This is a genomic window from Streptomyces sp. Ag109_O5-10 (genome assembly GCF_900105755.1).
Classification (GTDB): Bacteria; Actinomycetota; Actinomycetes; order Streptomycetales; family Streptomycetaceae; genus Streptomyces.
In genome coordinates, this window is the sequence record NZ_FNTQ01000001.1 from 6,007,380 (window position 1) to 6,032,199 (window position 24,820).

19 protein-coding genes are annotated in these 24,820 nt (G+C 73.2%); 9 read left to right on the forward strand and 10 right to left on the reverse strand.

Annotated features, from left to right (window positions below; all coding sequences use genetic code 11):
• Window positions 1-96 precede the first annotated feature (96 nt).
• The 4 genes from BLW82_RS27485 to BLW82_RS27500 form a co-directional block, all read right to left on the reverse strand.
• The gene (locus BLW82_RS27485; RefSeq protein WP_093502724.1) at window positions 97-453 is read right to left on the reverse strand and encodes a peptidase inhibitor family I36 protein; all 357 of its coding nucleotides are present in this window, start codon (window positions 451-453) and stop codon (window positions 97-99) included.
• Between the two features lie 223 nt (window positions 454-676).
• On the reverse strand, window positions 677-2,941 hold the full coding sequence (locus tag BLW82_RS27490) for an ArnT family glycosyltransferase (protein ID WP_093502726.1): 2,265 nt from the start codon (window positions 2,939-2,941) through the stop codon (window positions 677-679).
• A gap of 98 nt (window positions 2,942-3,039) precedes the next feature.
• On the reverse strand, window positions 3,040-4,095 hold the full coding sequence (locus BLW82_RS27495) for an esterase-like activity of phytase family protein (protein WP_093502728.1): 1,056 nt from the start codon (window positions 4,093-4,095) through the stop codon (window positions 3,040-3,042).
• Between the two features lie 110 nt (window positions 4,096-4,205).
• Entirely contained in the window at window positions 4,206-5,051 is an 846-nt protein-coding gene (locus BLW82_RS27500; RefSeq protein ID WP_093502730.1) for a serine hydrolase, read from the reverse strand.
• 102 nt (window positions 5,052-5,153) lie between these two features.
• Here BLW82_RS27500 and BLW82_RS45680 point away from each other — a divergent pair, with 102 nt between their 5' ends.
• Window positions 5,154-5,666 carry a hypothetical protein gene (locus tag BLW82_RS45680; RefSeq protein ID WP_256215973.1) on the forward strand — a complete coding sequence of 171 codons (513 nt, stop codon included), beginning with the start codon at window positions 5,154-5,156 and terminating at the stop codon, window positions 5,664-5,666.
• A 183-nt stretch (window positions 5,667-5,849) separates the two neighbouring features.
• Here BLW82_RS45680 and BLW82_RS27510 read toward each other — a convergent pair whose 3' ends face one another.
• Entirely contained in the window at window positions 5,850-7,103 is a 1,254-nt protein-coding gene (locus tag BLW82_RS27510) for an MOSC domain-containing protein (protein WP_093508305.1), read from the reverse strand.
• 438 nt (window positions 7,104-7,541) lie between these two features.
• On the opposite strand from BLW82_RS27510, the gene BLW82_RS27515 reads away from it, so the two are divergent.
• On the forward strand, window positions 7,542-11,282 hold the full coding sequence (locus tag BLW82_RS27515; RefSeq protein ID WP_093502732.1) for an ABC transporter ATP-binding protein: 3,741 nt from the start codon (window positions 7,542-7,544) through the stop codon (window positions 11,280-11,282).
• Between the two features lie 102 nt (window positions 11,283-11,384).
• Entirely contained in the window at window positions 11,385-11,777 is a 393-nt protein-coding gene (locus BLW82_RS27520; protein ID WP_093502734.1) for a hypothetical protein, read from the forward strand.
• A 144-nt stretch (window positions 11,778-11,921) separates the two neighbouring features.
• Here BLW82_RS27520 and BLW82_RS27525 read toward each other — a convergent pair whose 3' ends face one another.
• Complete coding sequence (locus BLW82_RS27525; RefSeq protein ID WP_093502736.1) at window positions 11,922-12,527, reverse strand: hypothetical protein; 606 nt, start codon at window positions 12,525-12,527, stop codon at window positions 11,922-11,924.
• Window positions 12,528-12,629: 102 nt separating this feature from the next.
• Window positions 12,630-14,468 (reverse strand): glycoside hydrolase family 3 protein, encoded by a 1,839-nt coding sequence (locus tag BLW82_RS27530; protein ID WP_093502738.1) that lies wholly within the window; start codon window positions 14,466-14,468, stop codon window positions 12,630-12,632.
• Between the two features lie 418 nt (window positions 14,469-14,886).
• On the opposite strand from BLW82_RS27530, the gene aroA reads away from it, so the two are divergent.
• Window positions 14,887-16,137: a 3-phosphoshikimate 1-carboxyvinyltransferase gene (gene aroA / locus BLW82_RS27535; protein ID WP_093502740.1), complete on the forward strand. Its 1,251-nt coding sequence runs from the start codon at window positions 14,887-14,889 to the stop codon at window positions 16,135-16,137.
• Window positions 16,138-16,201: 64 nt separating this feature from the next.
• Here aroA and BLW82_RS27540 read toward each other — a convergent pair whose 3' ends face one another.
• The gene (locus BLW82_RS27540) at window positions 16,202-17,002 is read right to left on the reverse strand and encodes a sugar phosphate isomerase/epimerase family protein (RefSeq protein ID WP_093502742.1); all 801 of its coding nucleotides are present in this window, start codon (window positions 17,000-17,002) and stop codon (window positions 16,202-16,204) included.
• 17 nt (window positions 17,003-17,019) lie between these two features.
• The gene (locus BLW82_RS27545; protein ID WP_093502744.1) at window positions 17,020-17,955 is read right to left on the reverse strand and encodes a bifunctional helix-turn-helix transcriptional regulator/GNAT family N-acetyltransferase; all 936 of its coding nucleotides are present in this window, start codon (window positions 17,953-17,955) and stop codon (window positions 17,020-17,022) included.
• 393 nt (window positions 17,956-18,348) lie between these two features.
• Here BLW82_RS27545 and BLW82_RS44590 point away from each other — a divergent pair, with 393 nt between their 5' ends.
• Window positions 18,349-18,831 carry a hypothetical protein gene (locus BLW82_RS44590; protein WP_177233085.1) on the forward strand — a complete coding sequence of 161 codons (483 nt, stop codon included), beginning with the start codon at window positions 18,349-18,351 and terminating at the stop codon, window positions 18,829-18,831.
• A gap of 327 nt (window positions 18,832-19,158) precedes the next feature.
• Here BLW82_RS44590 and BLW82_RS27550 read toward each other — a convergent pair whose 3' ends face one another.
• Window positions 19,159-20,205 (reverse strand): LacI family DNA-binding transcriptional regulator, encoded by a 1,047-nt coding sequence (locus BLW82_RS27550; RefSeq protein ID WP_093502746.1) that lies wholly within the window; start codon window positions 20,203-20,205, stop codon window positions 19,159-19,161.
• A 251-nt stretch (window positions 20,206-20,456) separates the two neighbouring features.
• On the opposite strand from BLW82_RS27550, the gene BLW82_RS27555 reads away from it, so the two are divergent.
• The 4 genes from BLW82_RS27555 to BLW82_RS27570 all read left to right on the forward strand — a co-directional run bounded on the left by BLW82_RS27555 (window position 20,457) and on the right by BLW82_RS27570 (window position 24,795).
• The gene (locus BLW82_RS27555) at window positions 20,457-21,614 is read left to right on the forward strand and encodes a Gfo/Idh/MocA family protein (RefSeq protein ID WP_093502748.1); all 1,158 of its coding nucleotides are present in this window, start codon (window positions 20,457-20,459) and stop codon (window positions 21,612-21,614) included.
• Complete coding sequence (locus BLW82_RS27560; RefSeq protein ID WP_093502750.1) at window positions 21,611-22,762, forward strand: dihydrodipicolinate synthase family protein; 1,152 nt, start codon at window positions 21,611-21,613, stop codon at window positions 22,760-22,762. Before BLW82_RS27555 ends, BLW82_RS27560 begins: the two co-directional genes overlap by 4 nt.
• Complete coding sequence (locus BLW82_RS27565; protein WP_093502752.1) at window positions 22,759-23,589, forward strand: sugar phosphate isomerase/epimerase family protein; 831 nt, start codon at window positions 22,759-22,761, stop codon at window positions 23,587-23,589. Before BLW82_RS27560 ends, BLW82_RS27565 begins: the two co-directional genes overlap by 4 nt.
• A 138-nt stretch (window positions 23,590-23,727) precedes the next feature.
• Entirely contained in the window at window positions 23,728-24,795 is a 1,068-nt protein-coding gene (locus tag BLW82_RS27570) for a DNA polymerase III subunit beta family protein (RefSeq protein WP_093508306.1), read from the forward strand.
• Window positions 24,796-24,820: the final 25 nt, after the last annotated feature.

Genomic DNA, 24,820 nt, shown 5'->3' on the forward strand with positions numbered 1-24,820 from the left:
GGCTGTATCGATGTGCGGCTCCGCCGCGTGGGCGCGATCAGCCGCGACGGTGCCGCAGTCGACTGACGGCCCGTCGCGGCGCTTCCGACGGAGCGCTCAACAGGCGCCCGCCCCCACCCCGTCGATCCGCCCGCCGAAGTCGCCGCGGTACTGGGAGCGCCAGTCGCCGTTGAAGACGTCGCGCTTCTCGGTCGGGGACCAGTTGACGAAGCAGGCGCGGGTGGAGGCGACGAAGGAGCCGACGTTGTCGTGGAGGCCCGGCGGCATGTCGCGGTAGCCGCTGCGGGCCGTCCACTCCCAGTAGTCGCCGCCGAAGCCCTCGCCGCTCCAGAAGCAGACCGAGCCGTCGGGACAGGACGGGGCGGCGGCCGCGTGGGCGGAGGCGCTCTGGGCGGGGACGACGAGCGCGGTCAGGGCGAGGGCGGTGGCGAGGGACCAGGTGCGAAGCTTCACGGGAGTCTCCGGAAAGGGGAGTTGGGGACGCACCGGCGGAACTGCCGGGGCGCCCCCATGCTCCTTGGCGGTCACGCGGACACGCCCGAGTCCATGATCGACTTCACCTGTGTGAGGTAAGTAGTACGACCGGTCCGCCCACCAGGTCGCGTCGACCCATTCCGGGCGGCGTGAAAGGAGACCCCCCGGCCGTGCGGCCGGGGGCCTCGGTGCCGGCGGTGCGTCAGCTGACGTCCGACGGGTCCAGCCGGTAGAGCGTGGAGGTGATGCTCCGCGTGGTGGAGGACGAGGAGCTGGAACTCGAACCGGAGCTGCTCGTCGGGCTCTTGCTGTACTCGCTCTCCTTCACCGCCGTGCCGTTCTTCTCCACCCAGGAGGTCACCTGGGAGCTGAGGCTGTCGGTGCCGCCGCCCATGCCGCCGCCGAAGCCGCCGCCGAGCTGGATGTAGTGCAGCTTGCCCGCCGTCACCAGCTCCTTCAGCTTGGCGACGGTCATCGCGTTGTCCTGGCCGGTGAAGCCCCACATGGAGATGACGGGCTCGTTCGCGCTCAGCTCGATCTGCGCCGCGGACTGCGAGTTGGAGACGGCCAGCAGCCAGGTGGCGCCGTCCATGTGCTTCTTCAGGTAGGCGATCAGGTCGCTGCTCACGCCGCCGCCCATGCCGCCGCCGAAGCCACCGCGCGTGTCGCCGGTACCGGTGCCCCCGCTGGGCATCTCCCCGTTGTCGCCCGGCAGTTCGCCGGCGCCGCCGCCGGGCGTCATCCGCCCGTTGCCGCCGCCGGGGAGGCCGCCGCCCGGACCGCCGCTCGGCGCCTCGCCGTTCACGCCGCCCGGGAAGCCGCCGCCGGCCTCGGCGTTCTGCCCGCCCCGGCCGCCCTGCCGGGTGCCGCCCGGGAGTTCGCCGCCGCCCGGGAAACCGCCCCGGTTGCCGCCGCCCGGCCCGCCGCCGAAGCCGGAGCCCGTCGAGGGGCCCGCGGTCGGGTTCGTACCGCCGCGCATGCCGCCGCCGGCGCCGCCGAACGGCAGGGTCGCCGCGTACGCCGTCGGACCCGCGAGCGCGGCGATCACGGCCGCCGCCAGCGAAACCGTAAGCAACCGGGCCCTGTTGCCGGAGCGGAAGAGGATCAGGCCCACGACGCCGGCCACGGTCAGCACGCCGATCACCGGCCACAGCCAGGTGTTCCAGCCCGGGGCCCGGCGCAGCAGCACGATCGCCCAGACGCCGGTGACGCCGAAGGCGGCCGGGAGGACCCAGATCCAGCGCCTGTCGGTGCGGAACGCCTGCAGCAGCATCGCGCCACCGCCGCCGCACAGCACCGCGATGCCCGGGGCGAGCGCGGTCGTGTAGTAGGGGTGCATGGTGCCCTGCGCGGTCGCGAAGATCACGTAGTGCAGGAGGGTCCAGCCGCCCCACAGGACCAGCGCCATCCGCCTCAGGTCCGTGCGCGGGGCGCGGCCGCACAGCACCAGGCCGCCCGCCAGGGCGATGCCCGCGAAGGGGAGCAGCCAGGAGATCTGGCCGCCGAGGATGTCGTTGAACATCCGGCCGAGGCCCGCGGAGCCGGAGAAGCCGCCGCCCCCGCCCCCGCCGCCCCCGCGGTTGCCCTCGCCGCCGAAGACGCGGCCCAGACCGTCGTACCCCATGATCAGGTCCCAGGCGGAGCCGTCCGTGGAGCCGCCGATGTACGGCCGGTCCGAGGCCGGGACCAGGGAGACGGCGACCGCCCACCAGAAACTGGAGACGGCCAGCACGACCGCGGCGAGGGCCAGGTCGACGGCGCGCTTCGCCCAGCCGGACCTCGACGCGTAGAGGTAGAGCGCGAAGACGGCCGGGAGCGCGATCCAGCCCGCGAGCAGCTTGGTGTTGAAGGCGAGACCGAAGCACGCCGCCGAGCCGAGCAGCGGGAGGAGCTTCTCGTCACGGGTGGCACGGAACGCGAGCGCCGCGCCCGACACCATCAGGAAGACGAGGATGGTGTCCGGGTTGTTGTCGCGGTTGATGGCGACGGTGATCGGGGTCAGGGCCGGCACGAGCGCGGCGACGGTCGCCGCCCCGTGTCCCCACACCCGCTTCACGGTGGAGTGCAGGATCCAGATCGTGGCGAGCGCGACCACGATCTCGGGCGCCATCATCTGCCAGGTGCCGAAGCCGAAGACGCGGCAGGACAGGCCCATGACCATGAGCGCGAACGGCGGTTTGTCCACGGTCAGGAAGTTGCCGGGGTCGAGCGAACCGAAGAACCAGGCCTTCCAGCTCTTCGTACCGGCCCAGATGGCACCGCTGTAGAAGGTGTTCATGTCGGAACCGGACAGGTTCCAGGCGTAGAGCACCGCTGCCAGGACCAGGATCGCGATCAGCGCGGGCAGGGACCAGCGCGGTGCCTTGCCCGGCACGGGAGCCCCGGGGGCCGGCGCGGGGGCCGCCGTGGGCGGGCCCCAGTCGGGGGACACGGGCGGGTGGGGGGTGGGATCGGTGGCAGATGTCACCACGCCACCATGCGGGCGGCCGATGGGCGAGGGCTGTGCTGATCCTGGGCGCAGGCTGTGGGTGGATGAGATGTCGGTAAGAGGGCGGCCGCCGCGGGTCAGCGCACGCGGACCGACAGCCGGTAGAACCGCGTCGTCTGGGCCGCGTTCTGGTTGTCGTCGCTGACCAGGAGGACCTGGTACGCGCCCTTCGCCCGGCCGGTGACGACCATGCCCTCGATGTTGTCGAGGAGCGGGTTGGGCTGCGGCTGCTTGGCCGTGGCGCCGAGCGTCGGGCAGGCGGCGACGTCCGTGAGCAGGGTCTTCCTGATCAGCCGTACGCCGGCCTGGCCGGTGAGGTTCTCGATGCCGCTGGTGTCCGTGGCGTGGTGCGGGTCGGCCAGGAAGAGGCGGACGGTGTTGCCGACGCCGGAGGTGAAGCCGCGCTCCAGGACGAGGAGCCGGCCGTCGGGGAGCGCCTGCACCTCGGGGACGCCGAGGATCGGGTCGTCGGTGCGGTAGGCGTACTGGGCCGCCGGCTTGAAGTGGCCGCCCCTGCTCCGGGTCCAGGTCTGGAAGCGGACGATCCCGGCGGTGTCGCCGGAGAGGGCGTACTCCATGGAGGCCAGCAGGGTGCGGCCGCCGTTCAGGAGGGTCAGCCCCTCGAAGGTCTGGTTGGTGGTGGCCCGCCCGGCCGGGGAGACGAGGAGCGAGGACGGCACGGGGAGCCGGTCCAGGATCCTGCCGTCCGCCGAGTAGCGGCGGATGGACGGCTCGGTCTCGGAGGTGATCAGGCGGGTGCCGTCCCGGTCCACGACCAGGCCCTCGGAGTCGAGCGCGGCGCCGTTCTCGTCGGCGAGCCCGACGACCTTCTTCGGCGCGAGCGTCTTCGCGTCCAGGTCGAAGAGGTACGACCGGTCGGCGAGGGCGGCGAGCGAGCCGTCCTCGTCCACGGCGAGCGCGGAGAGGTTGCCGACGAAATAGCCGCCGAAGGCCGTCTTGTCGAGGGCGTCGGAGAAGCTGTCGAGGGAGACCGAGGACGAACACGCGTGAGCGGAGGCGGTGTCGGCCGCGTCGGTGCGGGTCGCGACGGCGTTGGCGGACCCGGCGGCGGACAGACAGGTGGCCGCCGCCAGGCCGGCGGTGACGGTGGCGAGTACGGTTCGCAGGCGCATGGCGGTCACCGTAGAGGGAACCGGTGGCGGGGTGGAGACCGCCCCGTGCGGGAAGGGGTCGATTTCCGGCCGCCGGGACCGCACTTGGGTACGCGAGCCGCCGTCGTGGCTCAGGAGGCCGCGAGGTCCTTGTGGACGACCTTCGCGACCGCCTGGATGGTGTTGATGCCGTAGCTCATGGTGCTGTTGTCCTGGGTCAGGACGGTCATCTGGTAGTCGTGGCCGCCACCGGTGAACGTGCCGAGGCTGTGCACCCGCCAGCCGCGCGTGGCGCGCTGCAGCCAGCCGTTCTTGACGTGCACGGCGACACCGGACGGGGCCCCGTACGGGGTGCCCCACCGCTGGGACGAGACGACCTGTCCCATCAGCTTCAGGATGTAGGCCCGCGAATTGTCGCTGAGCACGGTGTTCTTGGCGGTGACGAGCGCGAGCAGCCGCTGCTCGTCGTGCACGTCGATCTGGGTCAGGCCCCAGTAGCCGTTGGCGCCCGGGGTGGTCTGCGTCATCCCGGCGGCGCTCAGGAAGCCCTTGATCTTCGTCAGGCCGAGCTGCTTCCACAGCTTGGTGGTGGCGTCGTTGTCCGACTTGGTGATCATGGCCTTGGTGAGCGTCTGCTCGGTGGTGGTCAGATACCGGTTGTGCTTCTTCGCGTCCCACAGCAGCGTGGCGAGGACGGTCACCTTGACCGTGCTGGCCGAGTCGTAGTGCGTGGTGGAGCGCAGGGTGCAGGTCGTCTTCGTCGAACGGTCGTACAGGCCGACGGCGATCGTCCCCCTGCGGTTGGCGATGGCCGTGCTGATGTCCTTCTTCAGCTTCGTGGCGAGAGCCGCCTTGGCGGACGTACAGCTGACGGCGGGCGTGGCGGCCGAGGCGGGCGCGGCGGCGGTCACGCCGGCTATGAGAAACCCGGTGCCGAGCGCGGTGGCGACCAGCCCTCTCCTTCGTCTGTGAGTCATACCCCCGTTGACACACGGATTCGCGCGAATGGTTGTACGAACGGCAGGGGCTTTAAGGAACCGTCACCTGGACCGGCCCGCTGCCGGGTGATGATGACACCCATGGGAAAGCAGAGAGCGCTGACAGCGGCGGTGTCCGCGGGCACGGCTGTGCTGCTCGCCGCCGGGTGCAGCAGCGGCGGCGGCAGTGGCTCCGACCGCACCGCACCCGCCCACGCGGCCTCGTCGCCCGCTCCGGCGACGAGGGCGACGGCCTCGGCCGCCACGGTGTCGGACTCCGTCACCAAGGCGCCGCCGTTCCCCGGCGGAAAGGTCGTCGCCCGGGCGGCGGACGTCACCGGGAACCGGGAGTTGGACATCAAGGGGGGTGTCGGGAGCGGCATCCTCTCCGTTCAGGTGCACTGTGAGGGCAAGGGCAGGCTGACCGTCGCCGTCGAACCGCTGGGCGTGGGCTTCCCGTTCGCCTGCGAGGCCGGCCGGGTCAGCGCCATCGGCAACGAGTTCGACCTGAAGCGCCCCCACACGCCGGGCACGGTGCGGGTGACGGCGTCGGCGGGTGTGCGGTGGGCGATCACGGTCGGCCGCCGGGACGGGGCCGGCCGGTCGGCTTCCTAGCGGCTCCGGCGCGGCGAGAAACACCCTGGACCGGGTTGCAGCGCGCACCGGGACAGTCCGGCCGCGGCGTTGTCGGGGTCGGCTCCGGGCTCTCGAACTGCCGGTCACGCACGCCACTCTGACACACACGTACCTCCCGGCCGCAGGTGACGGCTGTCCGCGGTCCGGGGCTGCGAGCACCCGCTAGAGATCGAGGACGACCTCCGTCGCCGGTGTGCCGCAGCAGATCAGGACCGTGCCGGGCTCGGGGAGGCCGAGGGGCGGGGTCGTGTAGCTGGTGTCGCCCGTCAGGACGGGGGTGACGCAGGTGTGGCAGACGCCGGTGCGGCAGGACCAGCGGGTGGGGACGGAGCAGGCCTCGGCGAGTTCGAGGAGCGAGGCGTGGGCGGGTGACCACGGCGTCGTGATGCCGCTGCGGGTGAAGGTGACGAGCGGGCCGGGGCCCGGTGGCCCGGGTGGCTGGTGCGGGCGTACCGGGGCGGTGGGGGTGACGCCCGGGTTGACGGCGCCGAGCGCGCCGAACCGCTCCGTGCGGATCCGCTCGGGGCGCAGGCCGAGCTCGCGCAGATGGCCGGAGAGGTCGTCCATGAAGGCGGTCGGTCCGCAGAGGTAGGCGTCCGCGTCGACGGCGAGACGCAGGGAGAGGTACTGGCCGGGGCGGGCCGCGGGCGGCGGGGTGCCGTCGGTGGTGGCGAGGTGCACGGAGGAGACGTCGGGGGTCTCGGGGGCGGTGCGGGCCACGCGCATGGGCCTGAATCCCGGCGGCCCCGGCTCGGGAGCGGCGGGCGGCCCGGACTGCCCGGCGGCGAGCTCACGGAAGGACTGCTGCCATCCGGGGCTGAGGGCGGGGATGCGCAGGGCGGCGCGCAGCTTCGCGGGGTCGCGGCCGGGCAGGTAGAGCAGCGCGTCGGTGTCGGCGACGCTGAGCTCCTCCGGGCCCCGGCGGGTGCGGGTGGTCTCGTCACCGGCCCGGACCCGGCCCTCGGTGATCACTCGCAGGTAGAAGCCCGGACGGTGGTGGGCGACCAGCAGCGAGGCCATGGCGGGTTCGCCCAGGCGCATGCCGACGCGGTAGCAGGTGACGCGGGGCTGGGTCACCTCGAACTCGGCCTCGCCGACGCGGTACCGGTCGCCGATGCACACCTCCTCGTCGGGCAGGCCGTCGACGGTGAAGTTCTCCCCGAACATCCCGAAGGCGAGGTCGTCGCGGCCGAGCTGCTTCCGCCAGTACCGGTAGGACTCCAGTTGGTAGACGAGGACGGCCCGGATCTCGCCGCCGTGCCCGGCCAGGTCGCCCTGGCCGTCCCCCTCGACGTTCAGCCGCCGCACCATGCGGCTGCCGTCCACGGGGGACTTCCACGCCCCGGTGCGCACGGTCCTGCCCTGCCAGGGGACGTCCTTGGGCATCCCCACGTTGACGGACAGCAACCTCGCCATGCGGACCTCCTGCGGGGCCGGCACCGCCACGCTCCCTTGAGCACGCATCCTGGTGCCTCCGCCGGGAATCCGCGACCGCGGACGGTTGCCTCTCCGCGCACCGGGACGGCCGTTCCGCCGTCACCGAACCCGGACGGAACCCGATGACGACCACGCGCCGTGCCCGCCGTACCGCCGTTCCGCCGCCCACCGGCCCCGGCACCTTCAAGCCGGCGGGCGGCTGGACGGCCGAGGTCACGAAGACGGGCGAGCTCCGGTACCGCGCGCACAGCGTGTACGTCGGTCGTCCTCAACGCGGGCGGTGTGATCAGCGCCCACGCGTAGGCGTCCGCGGCGAGCCCTCCGCCGCCCCGCCCCCGTTTTGTTGCGGAGGGATGAAATCCGCTTCGTTCCGTGTTGTGACCTTGCGGAAGAACAGGGCGAACGGAGGGCACCCGCGTGGCAGCGCAACAGGGGGAGCGGCAGGGCGGCTGGGCGCGCAGGCTCGCGGGGTATGCCTGGCGGCATCCCCGGGACGTCGTGCTCGCCCTCGGGTCCTCGCTGGCCGGTATGGCGGTGCTCGCCGTCGTACCCCTGATCACCAAGGTGATCATCGACGACGTGATCGGTGATCACAGCCGGTCGATGGGGCCCTGGGCCGGTGCCCTGGTCGGTGCCGCCGTCCTCGTCTACGCGGCCACCTTCGTGCGCCGCTACTACGGCGGCCGGCTCGCCCTCGACGTCCAGCACGACCTGCGCACCGAGATGTACGGCACGCTCACCCGGCTCGACGGACGGCGGCAGGACGAGCTGTCCACGGGCCAGGTGGTGGGGCGCGCCACCAGCGATCTCCAGCTCATCCAGGGGCTCCTGTTCATGTTGCCGATGACGATCGGCAACGTGCTCCTCTTCCTGATCTCCCTCGGGATCATGGCCTGGCTGTCGCCGCCGCTCACCCTGGTCGCCCTGGCCGTCGCCCCGGCCCTGTACTGGATAGCCAAGCGCAGCCGCAGCAAGCTGCACCCCGCCACCTGGTACGCCCAGGCCCAGGCCGCCGCCGTGGCCGGGGTGGTCGACGGCGCGGTCAGCGGCGTGCGCGTGGTGAAGGGGTTCGGGCAGGAGGAGCAGGAGACCGGGAAGCTGAGGGAGGTCGGGCGCAGGCTCTTCGCCGGGCGGCTGCGGACGATTCGGCTGAACAGCAGGTTCACCCCGGCCCTCCAGGCCGTCCCGGCCCTCGGCCAGGTCGCCATGCTCGCGCTCGGCGGCTGGCTCGCCGTCCGCGGTCACATCACCCTCGGCACCTTCGTCGCCTTCTCCTCCTACCTCGCCCAGCTGGTCGGCCCGGTCCGGATGCTCGCCGTGGTCCTCACCGTCGGCCAGCAGGCACGCGCCGGCACCGAGCGGGTGCTCGAACTGATCGACACCGAGCCCACCATGAAGGAGGGCACCAGGACCCTCCCCGCCGACGCGCCCGCGACCGTCGAGTTCGACGACGTGTCGTTCGGGTACGACCACGAGCGGCCGGTCCTGAAGGGGCTCAGTTTCGAGATCCGGCCGGGCGAGACCCTCGCCGTCGTCGGCTCCTCCGGCTCCGGCAAGTCCACGGTCTCGCTCCTCCTGCCCCGCTTCTACGACGTCACCCACGGCGCCGTCCTGGTCGGCGGCCACGACGTGCGCGAGCTGACCCACGACTCGCTGCGGGCCGCGATCGGCCTGGTCCCGGAGGACTCGTTCCTCTTCTCCGACACGGTCCGCAACAACATCGCGTACGGCCGTCCCGACGCGACCGAGGACGAGATCCTCGCCGCCGCCCGCGCCGCCCAGGCCGACCGTTTCATCGCCGAGCTGCCCGACGGCTACGACACCAAGGTCGGCGAACAGGGCCTCACCCTCTCCGGCGGCCAGCGCCAGCGCATCGCCCTCGCCCGCGCCCTGCTCACCGACCCCCGGCTCCTCGTCCTCGACGACGCCACCTCGGCCGTCGACGCCCGCGTGGAGCACGAGATCCACGAGGCCCTCGGCCACGTGATGCGGGGCCGCACCACGCTCCTCATCGCGCACCGCCGCTCCACCCTCAACCTCGCCGACCGCATCGCCGTCCTCGACGGCGGCCGGCTCGCCGACATCGGCACCGACGAGGAGCTCCAGCAGCGGTCCGCCCTCTACCGCCGGCTCCTGACCGACCCCGACGAGCTGGGCGGGGTCTCCCCGGGGCACGCGCTGCCCCTCGAACCGGGCGAGGACACCTCCGTGCGGGACGAGCTGGACGCCGAGTTCGACGCCGAGCGCGGGGTGACCCCGCGGCTGTGGACCGGCGACCGCACGCCCCGCGACCTCGCCCTGGCCGGCACCCCGGCCACCCCCGAACTCCTCGCCCAGGTCGAGGCGCTGCCCCCGGCGACCGACGTCCCCGACATCGACGAGGCCGGCGCCGTCCGCCCCGAGGACTCCTACGGGCTGCGCCGCCTGCTCCGCGGCTTCGGCGCGCCCCTGCTGGTCAGCCTCGCGCTGGTCGCCGTGGACGCCGGCACCGGTCTGCTGCTCCCGGTGCTGATCCGGCACGGCATCGACCAGGGCGTCAGCAAGCTGGCGCTCGGTGCGGTCTGGGCGGCCGCGCTGCTCGGCCTGTTCGCGGTGCTCGCCCAGTGGGCGGCCCAGATCGGCGAGACCCGGATGACCGGCCGCACCGGCGAACGGGTCCTCTACTCCCTCCGCCTGAAGATCTTCGCGCAGCTCCAGCGGCTCGGACTCGACTACTACGAGCGCGAGCTGACCGGCCGGATCATGACGCGGATGACGACGGACGTCGACGCCCTCTCCACCTTCCTGCAAACCGGCCTGGTCACCGCCTTCGTCTCCGTCGTCACCTTCTTCGGCATCATGGTCGCCCTGCTGGTCATCGACGTGCAGCTCGCGCTCGTCGTCTTCATCACCCTGCCGCCGCTGATCGTCGCGACGTTCTTCTTCCGCCGGGCGAGCGTGAAGGCGTACGAACTCGCCCGGGAGCGGGTGTCGGTGGTCAACGCCGACCTCCAGGAGTCGGTGTCCGGGCTGCGGATCGTGCAGGCCTTCCGGCGCGAGCGGGACAGCGGCCGCCGCTTCACCGAGCGCAGCGAGAGCTACCGCAAGGCCCGTATCCGGGGCCAGTTGCTGATATCGGCCTACTTCCCGTTCGTCCAGCTGCTGTCGTCGGTGGCCGCGGCCGGCGTGCTGATGGCGGGCGCCCACCGGGTCGAGGCGGCCACCCTCACCACCGGCGCCCTGGTCGCCTACCTGCTCTACATCGACCTGTTCTTCGCCCCCGTCCAGCAGCTCTCCCAGGTCTTCGACGGCTACCAGCAGGCGACCGTCTCCCTCGGCCGCATCCAGGAACTCCTGCGCGAGCCGACCTCCACCAAGTCGGCGGAGCGCCCGCGGGAGGTGGAGTCGCTCCACGGCGACATCGCGTTCGAGAACGTGCACTTCGCCTACGGGGACGACGAAGAGGCCCTGCGCTGCATCGACCTGACCGTCCCCGCCGGGCAGACCGTCGCCTTCGTCGGCGAGACCGGCGCGGGCAAGTCGACCCTGGTCAAGCTGGTCGCGCGGTTCTACGACCCGACGGGTGGCCGGGTGACGGTCGACGGCACGGACCTGCGCGACCTGGACCTGACCTCGTACCGCCATCGCCTCGGGGTCGTCCCGCAGGAGGCGTACCTCTTCCCGGGGACCGTCCGGGACGCCATCGCCTACGGCCGCCCGGACGCGACCGACGCCCAGGTGGAGGCGGCGGCCCGTGCGGTCGGCGCCCACGAGATGATCGCCACCCTCGACGGCGGCTACCTCCACGAGGTGGCCGAGCGCGGCCGCAACCTCTCTGCGGGCCAGCGCCAGCTCATCGCCCTCGCCCGCGCGGAGCTGGTCGACCCCGACGTGCTGCTCCTCGACGAGGCGACCGCCGCCCTCGACCTGGCGACCGAGGCCCAGGTCAACATGGCCACCGACCGGCTGACGGGCCGCCGTACGACCCTCGTGGTCGCCCACCGGCTGACCACCGCGGCCCGCGCCGACCGGGTGGTGGTCATGGACCACGGCCGGGTCGCCGAGGACGGCACCCACGACGAACTGCTCGCCCGCGACGGCCGGTACGCCGAACTGTGGCGCACCTTCATCGGCCGGCCCGAGGAGGAGCCGGAGGAGCCGGTCGGCGCGACCCGGTGAGTTCGCCTCCCTGACGGCCGTGCAACCATCCGACACATGTCGGGCGTCCGTACATCAGTACGGTCATGGTTGGGCACAGCTGCGGTACGGGAGGGAACGACTGTGGACAGTGGTGCGATACGCCGGCGGCTGGCGCTCGGTGCGGCCGTGCTGGCCGCCTCCGGGGCCCTCGCGCTCGTGGCACCGGCCGACGCCCAGGCCGAGACGGCCACGAACTGCGCCGGACGCGAGGTGCGGACCCTGTCCTTCGCCGACGGCACCGTGCACGTCTACCGGCAGGGCGGCTACGTCTGCGCGATCACCCTCCCCAAGCAGTCCGGCGGCCGGCGGACGATGTCCGTCAGCGTCCAGGCCCGCGGCAACCGCCCGGTCGTCGACAGGGGCAGGTACAGCCACCGCGCGGGCCCGGTCACGGTCCACGCGGGACACCGCTGCGTGTGGGTCCGGGGTGCGGTGGGAGGGAGCTCAGTGAGCTCGGGCTGGATCCTCTGCTGAGGGTTCGATCCCGTACCGTGCGGCCGAGCGGATGACCTGGGTCGGCTGGAAGGGCAGGCGCGGAGGGGGCGAACCGCTCGTGCGCATATGGCGGGAGGTCCGCTGGGTACGCCGACTGGGACACCTCCGATCCCCGCGGAGCGTTCACAACCGCCGGGCGCAGCCCACCGGGTGCTCGCCGCCCAGCTGGACGTACAGGGCGGTCGCCGTCGGGCAGGCGTCCCGCGAGGTCACCGCCCGGACCACCCGGTACTGCGGTTTCCGTCTCCCCGAGCCGTCGCAGGCGGTCTCGCGGACCTGGCCGTGGCCCGAGCCGTAGACGCAGTCTCCGACGACGGTGCGCGGCCCGCCGCCCCCGCCCGGGTCACCGGGGTGCGGCGGCTCGAGGTTGCGCATGCAGGCGTAGCCCTGCGGGATCGTTCCGTCGCCGTCCGTGTGCTGGGCGCCTATGTGGAGCACGAAGTCGGTGGTGGCCGGGCACAACGGCCCGTCGGCCACGGTGCCGTCGTACCGGGCGACCACCCGGGCCGCCGCGCGTTCCCCGGTGCAGGGCACCTCGGTGAAGCCGGCGGTCCCGAACGAGCTGCACTCGCCGACCGCGAGGAACTGCGCGCCGTACCCGGCCGGCGCCGGGCTCGCCGTCGAGCGCGCGCTGCCCGCCGGCGCCCCGGACGACGACGTCCGGCAACCGGCCGGCAGCAGCACGACGGCCACCGCCACCAGTACCCCCGCACAACGCCTGTTCCGCATAGCGACCCCCCTGCCAGCGTGGCCCGCGATCACGGTCCGCGTCAGCTGCACGGGAGGCTTTCCGCCTGTTGGGGGCGTTACGCCCGGTTCTGTGGCGTACGTCTAGTACGTCAGCCCGTGGCCGACCGGATACAGCACCCGGGCCGGATCGTCCGCCCGCTGCACCGGCACCGGCAGGCTGCCTCGCGGTGCCACCTCGCCCGCGATCACCCGCGCCGCGGCCCGCAGTTCGACGTCGGTCCAGGAGTAGGTCGCCAAGTACGCCTTGACGAAAGGCAGTTGGGCGACATCGTACGGATTGCGCACCGCCACCGCCACCACGGGGACGCCGGTCGCGACCAGCCGTTCCACCAGCCGTTGCTGCCCGCTGCCCGCCGTCACGTTGTACGTCCCGACGACCACCGCGTCCGCCGACCGCGCCGCCGCGACGGCCTGGTCGACGGTCGCGGGCGAGGGGGCCGTGCCCGTGGGCAACGCGGTGGCCGTGAAGCCCAGTTCGGAGAGGGCGGCGGCGAGCACACCGGTCGGCGGGCCCGTCGTGCCGGACGGCGAGTCCGGGTCGGCGCCGACGACCAGCACCTTGCCGTGCGTGCGGCGCGCCAGGGGGAGCAGCCCGCCCTCGTTGACCAGCAGGGTGGTGGTGCGCTCGGCGATGCGGTCGGCGGCGGCGAGGTGCTGTGCCGTGCCGACCACCCGGCCGACGTCCTTCGTGTCGACGTACGGCCGGTCGAGCAGCCCCAGCCGGGACTTCAGCCGCAGGATCCGCAGGACCGACTCGTCCAGCCGGGCCTCGGTCAGCTCGCCGTCCCGTACGGCCTTCAGGACGGCGTTCCAGGCGACGTCCAGGTGGGGCGGGTCGAGGAGCTGGTCGACGCCGGCCTTCAGCGCGAGCACGGGCACCCGGTCGTCGCCGTACTTCGTCCGGACCCCCGCCATGCCCAGGGAGTCGGTCACCACGACCCCGTCGTAGCCGAGTTCGCCGCGCAGGATGCCGGTGAGGACGGGGTGCGAGAGGGTGGCCGGGTCGCCGGAGCCGTCCAGGGCCGGGAACTGGATGTGCGCGGTCATGACCGAGTCGATGCCCGCCTCGATCGCCGCGCGGAACGGGACCGCGTCCAGCTTCTCCCACACCTCCCGGCTGTGCGTGATCACCGGGAAGCCGGTGTGGCTGTCCACGGCGGTGTCGCCGTGCCCCGGGAAGTGCTTGGCGGTGGCCGCCACCCCCGCCTCCTGGTAACCCTGCACCTCGGCGGCGACCAGCGCCCCGGCCGCGTCCGGGCCGGCCCCGAAGGACCGTACACCGATGATCGGGTTGGCCGGGTTCACGTTCACGTCGGCGTCGGGGGAGTAGTCCTGCCGCACGCCCATCGCCCGCAGCTCCGCGCCGGAGATCCGGCCGAGGGTGCGGGCGTCGGCCGGGGAGCCACCGGCCCCCATGGCCATGGCGCCCGGGAAGAGGGTGGCGGGCTTCCCGATCCGGCAGACGGCGCCGTGCTCCTGGTCGGTGGAGATCAGCACCGGCAGGCCGCGCGGCTGCGTCAGCGAGGCCCGCTGGATCCCGTTGGACAGCTCGGCGATCTGCCGCGGGTCGCGGGTGTTGTGCGTCCAGGTGAAGTAGATGATCCCGCCGACCCGGTACGTCGCGATCAGCTCGGCGGCGGTGCGGACGCCGATCTCCTTGAGGTTGGCGTCGATGTCGGCCTGGTCCGGGTCGGTGGCCGAATGCCCGTAGACCCGCGTCACGAACAGCTGACCGACCTTCTCCTCGACCGTCATCCGGCCGACGATCGCGCGGAGCCTCTTGTCGTCGGACCTCTTGTCACCGGGGTCCGTGCCGGCGGTGCCTCTGCCGCCGGAGCCGAGGGCGCTCGCGCCGGTGCCGACGGCCAGTCCCGCGGTGACGCCCGCGGTCGCGGTGAGGACGGTGCGTCTGGAGGGCACGTGCGCTCCTTTTGGTGGGGAATGCACAGTAACCAGAAAGGGGCCGCCATCGGCGCATTGGAGGGGGCACGTCGATGGCGGCGGGCCGGCGGCCGTGGTGGGCGGAGAGGGTAGGTCAGCAATCGCAGCCAGCAGCGAGGGCCGACACCGCACCACGGAGACTCTTCCGACAGCCTGCGCTTTGGACGGACGGCACGGGGGAGGGGTTCCCGTCGGGCGGTCCATTTCCGTAATTCGGGAGGGGGGAGCCGGAAGATACGCCAGGGACAGCGCCCCGTCAGGGGCGCTGGGGGTCCCCCGGCCGAAGGCCGGGGGAGGAACTGCGTGACCAGCCCCCACCGGCCGCACCCGACGAACGACCTGTTCCAGCCCCTGGAAACACCCCCACCCGAGCCTCGCGGCAAGCGATCATGGCGGCATGCCCCTCGTCGACATCCCCGGTTCCAAGTCCGTCACCGCCCGCGCCCTCTTCCTGGCGGCCGCCGCCGACGGAGTCACCACCCTCGTCCGCCCCCTCCGCTCCGACGACACCGAGGGCTTCGCCGAGGGCCTGACCCGGCTCGGCTACCGCGTCGGCCGCACCCCCGACACCTGGCAGGTGGACGGCCGCCCGCAGGGCCCCGCCCTCCCCGAGGCCGAGGTCTACTGCCGGGACGGCGCCACCACCGCCCGCTTCCTGCCCACCCTCGCCGCGGCCGGCCACGGCAGCTACCGCTTCGACGCCTCCGAGCAGATGCGCCGCCGCCCGCTCGCCCCGCTCACCCGCGCCCTGCGCGACCTCGGTGTCGACCTGCGCCACGAGGCGGCCGAGGGCCACCACCCGCTGCGCATCGAGGCGGCCGGGGTCGAGGGCGGCGAGGTGACGCTCGACGCCGGGCAGTCCTCGCAGTACCTCACCGCCCTGCTGCTGCTCGGCCCGCTCACCCGCAAGGGCCTGCGGATCCGGGTGACCGACCTGGTGTCCGCGCCGTACGTGGAGATCACGATCGCGATGATGCGGTCGTTCGGGGTGGAGGTGGCGCGGGAGGGCGAGGTCTTCGTCGTCCCGCCGGGCGGCTACCGGGCCACCACCTACGCGGTCGAGCCCGACGCCTCCACCGCCGGTTACTTCTTCGCGGCGGCGGCGGTGACGGGCCGTGAGGTCATCGTCCCGGGGCTCGGGCGGGGCGCCCTCCAGGGCGACCTGGGGTTCGTGGACGTCCTGCGGCGGATGGGCGCGGACGTGGAGATCGGCGCGGACCGGACGACCGTCCGGGGTACCGGCGAGCTGCGCGGCCTGACCGTCGCCATGCGGGACATCTCCGACACCATGCCCACCCTCGCGGCGATCGCCCCCTTCGCGAGCGGTCCGGTCCGGATCGAGGACGTGGCCAACACCCGGGTGAAGGAGTGCGACCGGCTCGACGCCTGCGCGGAGAACCTGCGCCGGCTGGGGATCGAGGCCGCCACGGGCGAGGACTGGATCGAGATCCGGCCCGGCACGCCCGCCCCGGCCGAGATCAAGACCTTCGGCGACCACCGCGTCGTGATGTCCTTCGCGGTGACCGGGCTGCGCACACCCGGGATCTCCTTCGACGACCCTGGGTGCGTGCGGAAGACGTTCCCCGGCTTCCACGAGGCGTTCGGGGAGCTGGCCGCGGGGTGGGGGATGCCGGTCGCCGGGGCGTGATCGGGGGTCCCCGTCGGCCGGGGCGTGATCCGGGATCCCGGTCGGCGGCGCGTGGTGGCGGGGGTCAGGCCGACTCGTTGAGCAGCCGGGCCAGGTGCTCCCGGCCCGCCGCCAGCAGTCCGGGCAGCGGGGCCGCCGCCTCGTACCAGCGCTTCTCGTACTCCCAGCACAGCCAGCCGTCCCAGCCGTGCCGAGAGAGCACCTCCACGCAGTCGGAGAGGGGGAGGACCCCGGCGCCGAGCGGCAGCGGGGTGGTGTCGTCGGCCGAGGCGATGTCCTTGACCTGGACGTAGCCGAGGTGCGGGGCGAGCGCCGCGTAGCTCTCGGCGGGCTGCTCGCCGCCCAGCCAGGTGTGCATGACGTCCCAGAGCGAGCCGACCATGCGGTGCCCGACCGGGCCGAGGACGCGGATCGCGGCGGCGCCGGTGCGGTGCGAGTCGTGGGTCTCGAGCAGGACCCGGACGCCGAGCGCGGCGGCGTCCTCGGCGACCGTGCCGAGCCGCCGGGCGGCGATCGCGTCGGACTCGGCGGCCGGCAGGTCCGGGTCGGCGCCAGGGAAGACGCGGACGTGGGAGGCGCCCAGGTCGTGGGCGAGCTGGAGGAGTTGGCGCGTCTCGTCGAGGACCGGGGCGTCGTCGCCCGGAGCCGCGAGGCGGGCGTACCCGGCGACGCCCAGGACCTCCACCCCGGTCGCCTTGAACTCGGCGGCCACGTCGGCTCGCGCGGCCGGGCCGAGCCCGGTGTGGACGGGCTCTTCCGGATGGGCGCGCAGCTCCACGCCGTGATAGCCGTTGGCCGTGGCGAGCGCGAGCACGTCGGGCACGGGCAGGCCGGGAACCCCGAGGGTGGAGAAGGCGAACTTCATGCCCACCAACCTACTTCTCACTCACCGGTTCCGTGCAGGTCCAGTCGCCAGTCCTGGCCGACCAGGTCCTTGCCGAAGGAGCGGTGCGGCTTCTCGGCGGTGAGGACGAAGCCGTGCCGCTGGTAGATGCGGCGGGCGGCGGACAGCACGTCGTTGGTCCACAGCACCAGCTCCCGGTAGCCGACCCCGCGCGCGAAGTCGGTCACGGCGGTGACCAGCCGGTCGCCGATGCCGAGCCCGCGGGCCTCCGGCTCCACGAGCAGCAGCCGCAGCCGCGCGGTGCCCGGGGCGTCGTCCCGTACGCACATCACGCAGCCCGCCGGCCGCCCGGCCCACTCGGCGATCCAGGTCCGCTCCAGGTGCGGGTCGTGATCCTCGGCGTAGTCGGCGACGATCCGGGCGACGAGGCCCTCGTAGTCGGTGTTCCAGCCGTACTCGGCCGCGTACAGGGCGGCGTTGCGCTGCACGATCCAGCCCAGGTCGCCGGGGTGCGGCTCGCGCAGCACGACCTCGCCGGAGCCCTCGGGGGCGTGCCCGTCGCCGAGGATCGAGCGGATGGTGCGCATCGCCTCGGCGAGGCGGGCCCGCTCGGCCGGGTCGACTGCGCCCAGCAGCGAGCCGACCGATTCCCGGGCCCGTTCGTCGAGCAGTTCGGCGGCCGACCGGCCGCCCGGGGTGAGGGAGACGCGCCGCCGCCGCGGGTCCTTCGCCGAGGGCGCGCGCTCGATCAGCCCGGCCTCCTCGAACTTGTTGAGGATCCGGCTCAAGTACCCGGCGTCCAGAGCGAGATCGGCCCGCAGGTCGGCCGCGTCGGTGTCTGCGGCGTGCGCGAGCTCGTAGAGCACCCGGGCCTCGGTGAGGGTGTACGGGGCGTAGAGGTGGCGGCCGTAGTCGAGGGCGCCGATGAGGTTGGTGTAGAAGCGGTTGAAGGCGCGGATGTCCTGGACGGTCATGGCTGGCCCCCGATGGTTGACTGAGTCAGAGATACCGTGCCCCGAGGCTATCCCGCCGCCCCGCCCGACCGGAAGGCGTCGGCTCGAACAGCGGCCCCGCTGGCTTTACTTGTTCTTTTTTGCTTGGTCCTGGTCCTGCTTTTGACTTCGTCGCGCCCGCGCCGTAGGTTTATACACGAACGTCACATATGTCCGTTTCAACGAGCATGTGACGTAGTCCGCCGGACAACCCGAGCGGGTGTGCGGAGAACCGGCATCGCGGGCGGCGGACGCGCCCAGGGCTGCGCGCAGGCCTTGGAGCGCACGCAGGGCGGCCGGCCCAAGCAAGGCGGCCGTCGTCACACAACCACACCCTCGGAGAGGGGCGAAACCATGCGCGCGCACACCACACGTATGAAGAGGGTCGCCATCGCTGCGATTTCGGCACCCATTCTGGCGCTCGGCGCCGGAGCCGGAATTGCCAGTGCGGCCACCCACGCGGCGCCCGACCACGTCGTCACCTACCAGGACAACGGTGGTGGCGGTGGCGGCGGCGGTCACGGCGGCGGCGGTGGCGGTGGCCACGGCGGCGGCGGTGGCGGCCATGGCGGCGGAGGCTACGGCGGCGGCGGTCACGGCGGCGGCGGCTATGGCGGCGGCGGCTACGGCGGCGGTCACCGGGGCGGCGGCTACGGCGGCTGGGGCGACGACGGCTACGGCCGTGGTGGCTGGGGCGGCTGGGGCGACAACGGCTACGGCGGCTACGGCGGTCACGGCGGTCACGGTGGCGGCGGCTACGGTGGCGGCGGCTACGGTGGCGGCGGCTATGGCGGCGGCGGTCACGGTGGCGGCGGCTACGGTGGCGGCGGTCACGGCGGCGGTGGCGGCGGCCGGTGAGTGACACTCCCTGACAACGAAGGACGGATCCGGGTGCCCGACCCTCGGGCACCCGGATCCGTGCGTCGAAGACCCCCGTATCGCAACCTCCGCGTCACCTGCGTCCAGAAGCTGAGCCGCTGTCGGGGCGAAGAGGCGCAGGGGCAAGACGGCGGTCGGCCGGCTGCGGGCCGGCGGGGGGTTGGCCGCGCGGTTGCCCGCGCCCCTGAGGGGGGCGCGGGCAACCCCCGGACGACCGCAGCCGAACCACGACCGCCGGGACGAGGGATGGTCGGGGGCACCTGAGCCGCGCCCCCCGCTGTCGGGGTTCTCGTCGCCGGTGGGTGGTCAGGCGCGCGGCACCCCCGACGACCCCCGCACCATCAGCTCCCCCCGCACCGTCGCGATCCCGCCCGGCGGCGGCTCCTCGCGGCCCATCGCGATGCGGCCGGCCCGCGCCCCCGCCTCCGCGAGCGGCAGCCGGACCGTGGTCAGCGACGGCACCGCGTCGATGCTGAACGGCAGGTCGTCGAAGCCGGCCACCGACACGTCCGCCGGGATCCGCAGCCCCGACTCCCGCAGTGCCGCGCACGCGCCCAGCGCGACCGAGTCGTTCGCCGCCACCACCGCGGTGAGCGACGGGTCCCGGCGCAGCAGCTCCAGCGTCGCCTCGTACCCGGCCCGGCGGTCGTACCGCCCGTGCACGGTCCAGCGCGGGTCCTCCTCGATGCCGGCCTCGGCGAGCGCGGCCCGGTGGCCCTCCAGGCGGTGCCGGGTGGTCGTCCGCTCCTCGGGGCCCGCGATGTAGCCGAGGCGCCGGTGGCCGAGCCCGATGAGGTGCTCGGTCAGCTGTTTGCCGCCGCCGCGGTTGTCGAAGGTCAGCGCCACCGCGTCGGTGTCCGGCGCCGGCGGCCGCCCGCACAGCACCACCCGGGTCCCGGCGTCCGCCAGCTTCCGCAGCTTCGCCGCCACCGCCGCCGCGTGCGGCGCGTCCTCCACGGCGCCGCCGGTCAGGATCACCGCCGCCGCCCGCTGTCGCTGCAGCAGCGTCAGGTACGTCAGCTCACGCTCCGGCGACCCCCCGGTGTTGCAGGTCACCGCCAGCCGCTCGCCGCCCGCGCGCCCGCCTGGACCGCCGATCTCGCCCTGGATCGCGCTTGCCATGATCCCGAAGAACGGGTCGGCGATGTCGTTGACGAGGATGCCGACCAGGTCGGAGGTGGCCGCCGCGAGCGCGCTCGCCGGCCCGTTGAGGACGTAGTCCAGCTCGTCCACCGCCCGCAGCACCCGTTCCCGCGTGGACGCCGCCACGGGGTAGTTGCCGTTCAGTACGCGCGACACCGTCGCGGGCGAGACCTGGGCGCGGGCCGCCACGTCCGCCAGGGTCACCGTCATCTCGTCGTCCTCCGGTCGCGCATCTCGTCGTACGTCGTCGTACGCAGCCTGATCGGCAGCCCGATCAACAGCTTGCTCATAGGAAGCCCCCTTGCCGTGCAGACCATATGGCCATTCACTCCTGTTGTTCGCCCCCTCGAACAACTCGACCCCATCACGGTCTTGTACAGACCAGTGGGGAAAGGCTAGCTTCAGACCGTGTAGAAAGCGCTTGCTGCGCCGCTGGGGCGCACGCGGACGAAGGGAAACACGTGAACCGCAAGACGGTGCGTATCGCCATGAACGGCGTCACCGGACGCATGGGCTACCGCCAGCACCTCGTCCGCTCGATCCTCGCCCTGCGCGAGCAGGGCGGACTCGACCTCGGCGACGGCACGGTGCTGTGGCCGGAACCGGTCCTCGTCGGCCGCCGCGAGCACGCGCTCCGCGAGATCGCCGACCGCCACGGCCTGTCGGACGAGCACATCTCCACCGACCTGGCGGCCGTGCTCGCCGACCCCACCATCGACATCTACTTCGACTCCCAGGTCACCTCCGCCCGCGAGGAGGCCATCAAGCAGGCCGTCGTGGCCGGGAAGCACGTCTACACCGAGAAGCCGACGGCCACCGGCCTCGACGGCGCCCTGGAGCTGGCCCGGCTCGCGCACGCCAAGGGCGTCAAGTCCGGTGTCGTCCAGGACAAGATCTTCCTGCCCGGCCTGCTGAAGCTGAAGCGGCTCATCGACGGTGGCTTCTTCGGCCGGATCCTCTCGGTCCGGGGTGAGTTCGGCTACTGGGTCTTCGAGGGCGACTGGCAGGAGGCGCAGCGGCCGTCCTGGAACTACCGCGCGGAGGACGGCGGCGGCATCGTCGTCGACATGTTCCCGCACTGGGAGTACGTCCTGCACGAGCTGTTCGGCCGCGTGAAGTCCGTCCAGGCCCTCACCGCCACCCACATCCCGCAGCGCTGGGACGAGAACGGCAAGCCCTACGACGCGACGGCGGACGACGCCGCGTACGGCGTCTTCGAGCTCGACGGAGGTGCCGTCGCCCAGATCAACTCCTCCTGGGCGGTCCGCGTCAACCGCGACGAGCTGGTCGAGTTCCAGGTGGACGGCACCGAAGGCTCAGCGGTCGCCGGCCTGCGGAACTGCCGTGTCCAGCACCGCAGCGCGACCCCCAAGCCGGTCTGGAACCCGGACATCCCCGCCACCTACGCCTTCCGCGAGCAGTGGCAGGAGATCCCCGACAACACCGAGTTCGACAACGGCTTCAAGGCCCAGTGGGAGCTGTTCCTCAAGCACGTCTACGCCGGCGCCCCCTACCACTGGGACCTGCTGGCCGGCGCGCGCGGCGTGCAGCTCGCCGAGCTGGGCCTGACGTCCTCGGCGGAGGGCCGCCGCATCGAGGTACCGGAGATCGAACTGTGACCATCCACCTCCCCTCCCCGGACGGGTCGTTGCGGCCGTACGAGCCGCGCACCGAGCCGCTCGCCCTCACCCCGGGCACCCCTTTCACCTCCCGTACGGTCTTCTCGGCGGCGCACGTCGTCGCCGACCCGTTCGCCGACACCCACCCCGACGCGCCCGCCGCCGTCGACTGGGACGCCACCCTCGCCTTCCGCCGCCACCTGTGGGCGCACGGCCTGGGCGTCGCCGAGGCGATGGACACCGCCCAGCGCGGCATGGGCCTGGACTGGGCGGCCGCGGCCGAGCTGATCCGCCGCAGCGCCGCCGAGGCCCGTGCGGTGGGCGGCCGGATCGCCTGCGGGGTCGGCACCGACCAGATCACCGGCGGCTCCCTCGCGGACGTCCGGGCCGCGTACGAGGAACAGCTCGCCCTCGTCGAGGAGTCCGGCGCCCAGGCCGTCCTGATGGCCTCCAGGGCGCTCGCGGCGGCGGCGCAGGGCCCCGAGGACTACCTCGACGTCTACGGCCACCTGCTGCGCCAGGCCGCCGAGCCGGTGGTCCTGCACTGGCTCGGCCCGATGTTCGACCCGGCGCTGACGGGCTACTGGGGGTCGGCGGACCTCGACGTGGCCACCGACACCTTCCTCGAGGTCATCGCCGCCCACCCCGACAAGGTCGACGGCATCAAGGTCTCCCTGCTCGACGCGGAGCGCGAGGTCGACCTGCGCCGCCGCCTGCCGCAGGGCGTCCGCTGCTACACCGGCGACGACTTCAACTACCCCGAGCTGATCGCGGGCGACGAGCAGGGCTTCAGCCACGCCCTGCTCGGCATCTTCGACCCGCTGGGGCCGCTGGCGGCCGAGGCGGTCCGGATCCTGGACACCGGGGACACGGCGGGCTTCCGCGGCCTCCTGGACCCCACCGTGGAGCTCTCCCGGCACCTCTTCCAGTCGCCCACCCGGTTCTACAAGACGGGCGTGGTGTTCCTGGCCTGGCTGGCCGGCCACCAGACCCACTTCACGATGGTGGGCGGCCTGCAGTCGGCGCGCTCCCTGCCGCACTTCGCGCGCGCCTACGAACTCGCCGACGGCCTGGGCCTGTTCCCGGACCCGAAGTCGGCCGAGGACCGCATGAGGACCCTCCTCGCCCTGTACGGAGTCGCCCGATGACGTCCCTGGAGCGCTTCTCCGTCAACCAGATGACCGTCAAGCAGCTCTCGCTGCCGGCACTGGCCGACGCCTGTCAGGAGCTGGGCGTGCCGGGCGTCGGCCTGTGGCGCGAGCCGGTGCGGGCGTACGGTGTCGAGGCGACCGCCAAGCTGGTCCGCGAGGCCGGCCTGACGGTCACCACCCTGTGCCGGGGCGGCTTCTTCACGGCCCTCGACCCGGACGAGCGCGCCGCCGCGCTCGCCGACAACCGCCGGGCGGTCGAGGAGGCCGCGACCCTCGGCACGGACACCCTGGTCCTGGTCTCCGGCGGCCTGCCGGCCGGCTCCAGGGACCTGCACGGCGCCCGCGAGCGCGTCGCCGACGCCCTCGCCGAACTGGGCCCCTACGCCGAGCGGCACGGCGTACGCCTGGCCATCGAGCCCCTGCACCCGATGTTCGCCTCCGACCGCTGCGTGGTCTCCACGCTCGGCCAGGCCCTGGACCTCGCGGAACGTTTCCCGGCCCACCAGGTCGGGGTCACGGTCGACACGTACCACGTCTGGTGGGACGACCGGGCGCCCGCGCAGATCGCCCGGGCCGGCGCGGGCGGCCGCATCCACACCTTCCAGCTCGCCGACTGGATCACCCCGCTTCCGGAGGGCGTCCTCAACGGCCGCGGGCAGATCGGCGACGGCGCGATCGACATGCGCGAGTGGAGGGGGTACGTGGAGGCGGCCGGTTACACCGGCGCCATCGAGGTGGAGCTCTTCAACGACGGGCTGTGGGCGAGGGACGGGCGGGAGGTGCTCGCGGAGACGGCGGAACGCTTCCTGGCGCACGTGGCGTAGTTCGGCGAGGCGGCCGAAGAGGCGACCCTGGTGATTCGCTGCGGGAGGTGCGGCGTGTGGCCGAGAGCAGGGGGGCGCGGTTGCCGGGTTGACCCTCGACCTTGTACAGGGCCCAGAGTGCGTGGTGTGGAGGACGACATGCGCAGCATCGGGGAGATGGCCCGCGACAGTGGCCTGGGCGTGAGCGCCCTGCGGTTCTACGACCGCGCCGGCGTGCTGGTCCCGGCCTGGGTGGATCCGGTGAGCGGATACCGCTGGTACGAGCCGGGGCAGCTGGAGGAGGCCCGCCTGCTGGCCCGCCTGCGCCGGGCCTCGATGCCGCTGGCGGACATCCGGCTGGTGCTGGCCGGCTGGTCCGGCCCGGACACCGATCTGGTCCGGAAGCTGCTCACGGCACACCTGCGCCGTCTGGAACAGGGGTTGTCCGGCGCCCGCGCCGAGTTCTCCGCGCTCCGAGCCCTACTCGACCACCGGGAGAACGTCATGACCTCGCTCCGTACCGCCTCCGTCCGCCTGTCCGTCGCCGCGCCGGCACTGGCGGCCGCCCTGGACGCCGTTCGCTTCGCCGCGAGCACCGACCCCGAGTTGCCGATGCTCGGCGGGGTCCTGTTCGACATCGAGGGCGAGAGCCTGCACGCCGTGGCCACCGACCGGTACCGGATGGCGGTCGCGCGGGCCGCTTTCACCGGGTACGAGGGGGGCCGGGTGCAGGTCATCGTGCCCACTCCGCTCGCCGACGCGATGCGTGCGCTGCTGGACGGCGAGGGGCCCGCGCGACTCTCGCTCGACGGTGACCGCGTGACCCTGGAGGCCGGGGACCGGCAGGCGGCCGGCCGGTGCCTCGACCACGACTTCCCCGACTACCGCCGTCTCCTGCCCCGGCCCGGCGGACGCCGCACCGTCGTCGAGGTGGCGGCCTTCCGGCAGGCTCTGGAGACGGGTCCCGTCCGCTCCGGAGAGCCCGGGGCACCCGACCTCAGTGTGCTCAGGGTGGCGGACGGCGGCGCGGTGGCCGTCTGCGCCGATGCCGACGACGACTCGGACCGCGTCGCCGTCAACCGTGAGTTCCTGCTGGCCGCGCTGGCCGCCGGCGCCCGCGACCGGCTGGTCCTGGAGCTGGGCGCGCCCACGGCCCCGATCACGATCCGCCGGCCCGAGGACGAGGGCACCCTCTCACTCCTGATGCCGGTCCGGCTGGAGAGCTGACCGGCCGCCAGCGGTCCAGGTACAG

What these genes read in the sequence shown, in the direction of transcription:
- BLW82_RS27570 (WP_093508306.1), top strand. Translation starts at nt 23,728, where the DNA reads ATGCGCAGCATCGGGGAGATGGCCCGCGACAGTGGCCTGGGCGTGAGC.
- BLW82_RS44590 (WP_177233085.1), top strand. Translation starts at nt 18,349, where the DNA reads ATGAAGAGGGTCGCCATCGCTGCGATTTCGGCACCCATTCTGGCGCTC.
- aroA (WP_093502740.1), top strand. Translation starts at nt 14,887, where the DNA reads ATGCCCCTCGTCGACATCCCCGGTTCCAAGTCCGTCACCGCCCGCGCC.
- BLW82_RS27550 (WP_093502746.1), bottom strand. Translation starts at nt 20,205, where the DNA reads ATGACGGTGACCCTGGCGGACGTGGCGGCCCGCGCCCAGGTCTCGCCC.
- BLW82_RS27525 (WP_093502736.1), bottom strand. Translation starts at nt 12,527, where the DNA reads ATGCGGAACAGGCGTTGTGCGGGGGTACTGGTGGCGGTGGCCGTCGTG.
- BLW82_RS27540 (WP_093502742.1), bottom strand. Translation starts at nt 17,002, where the DNA reads ATGAAGTTCGCCTTCTCCACCCTCGGGGTTCCCGGCCTGCCCGTGCCC.
- BLW82_RS27495 (WP_093502728.1), bottom strand. Translation starts at nt 4,095, where the DNA reads ATGCGCCTGCGAACCGTACTCGCCACCGTCACCGCCGGCCTGGCGGCG.
- BLW82_RS27500 (WP_093502730.1), bottom strand. Translation starts at nt 5,051, where the DNA reads ATGACTCACAGACGAAGGAGAGGGCTGGTCGCCACCGCGCTCGGCACC.
- BLW82_RS27545 (WP_093502744.1), bottom strand. Translation starts at nt 17,955, where the DNA reads ATGACCGTCCAGGACATCCGCGCCTTCAACCGCTTCTACACCAACCTC.
- BLW82_RS27565 (WP_093502752.1), top strand. Translation starts at nt 22,759, where the DNA reads ATGACGTCCCTGGAGCGCTTCTCCGTCAACCAGATGACCGTCAAGCAG.
- BLW82_RS45680 (WP_256215973.1), top strand. Translation starts at nt 5,154, where the DNA reads ATGGGAAAGCAGAGAGCGCTGACAGCGGCGGTGTCCGCGGGCACGGCT.
- BLW82_RS27510 (WP_093508305.1), bottom strand. Translation starts at nt 7,103, where the DNA reads ATGGCGAGGTTGCTGTCCGTCAACGTGGGGATGCCCAAGGACGTCCCC.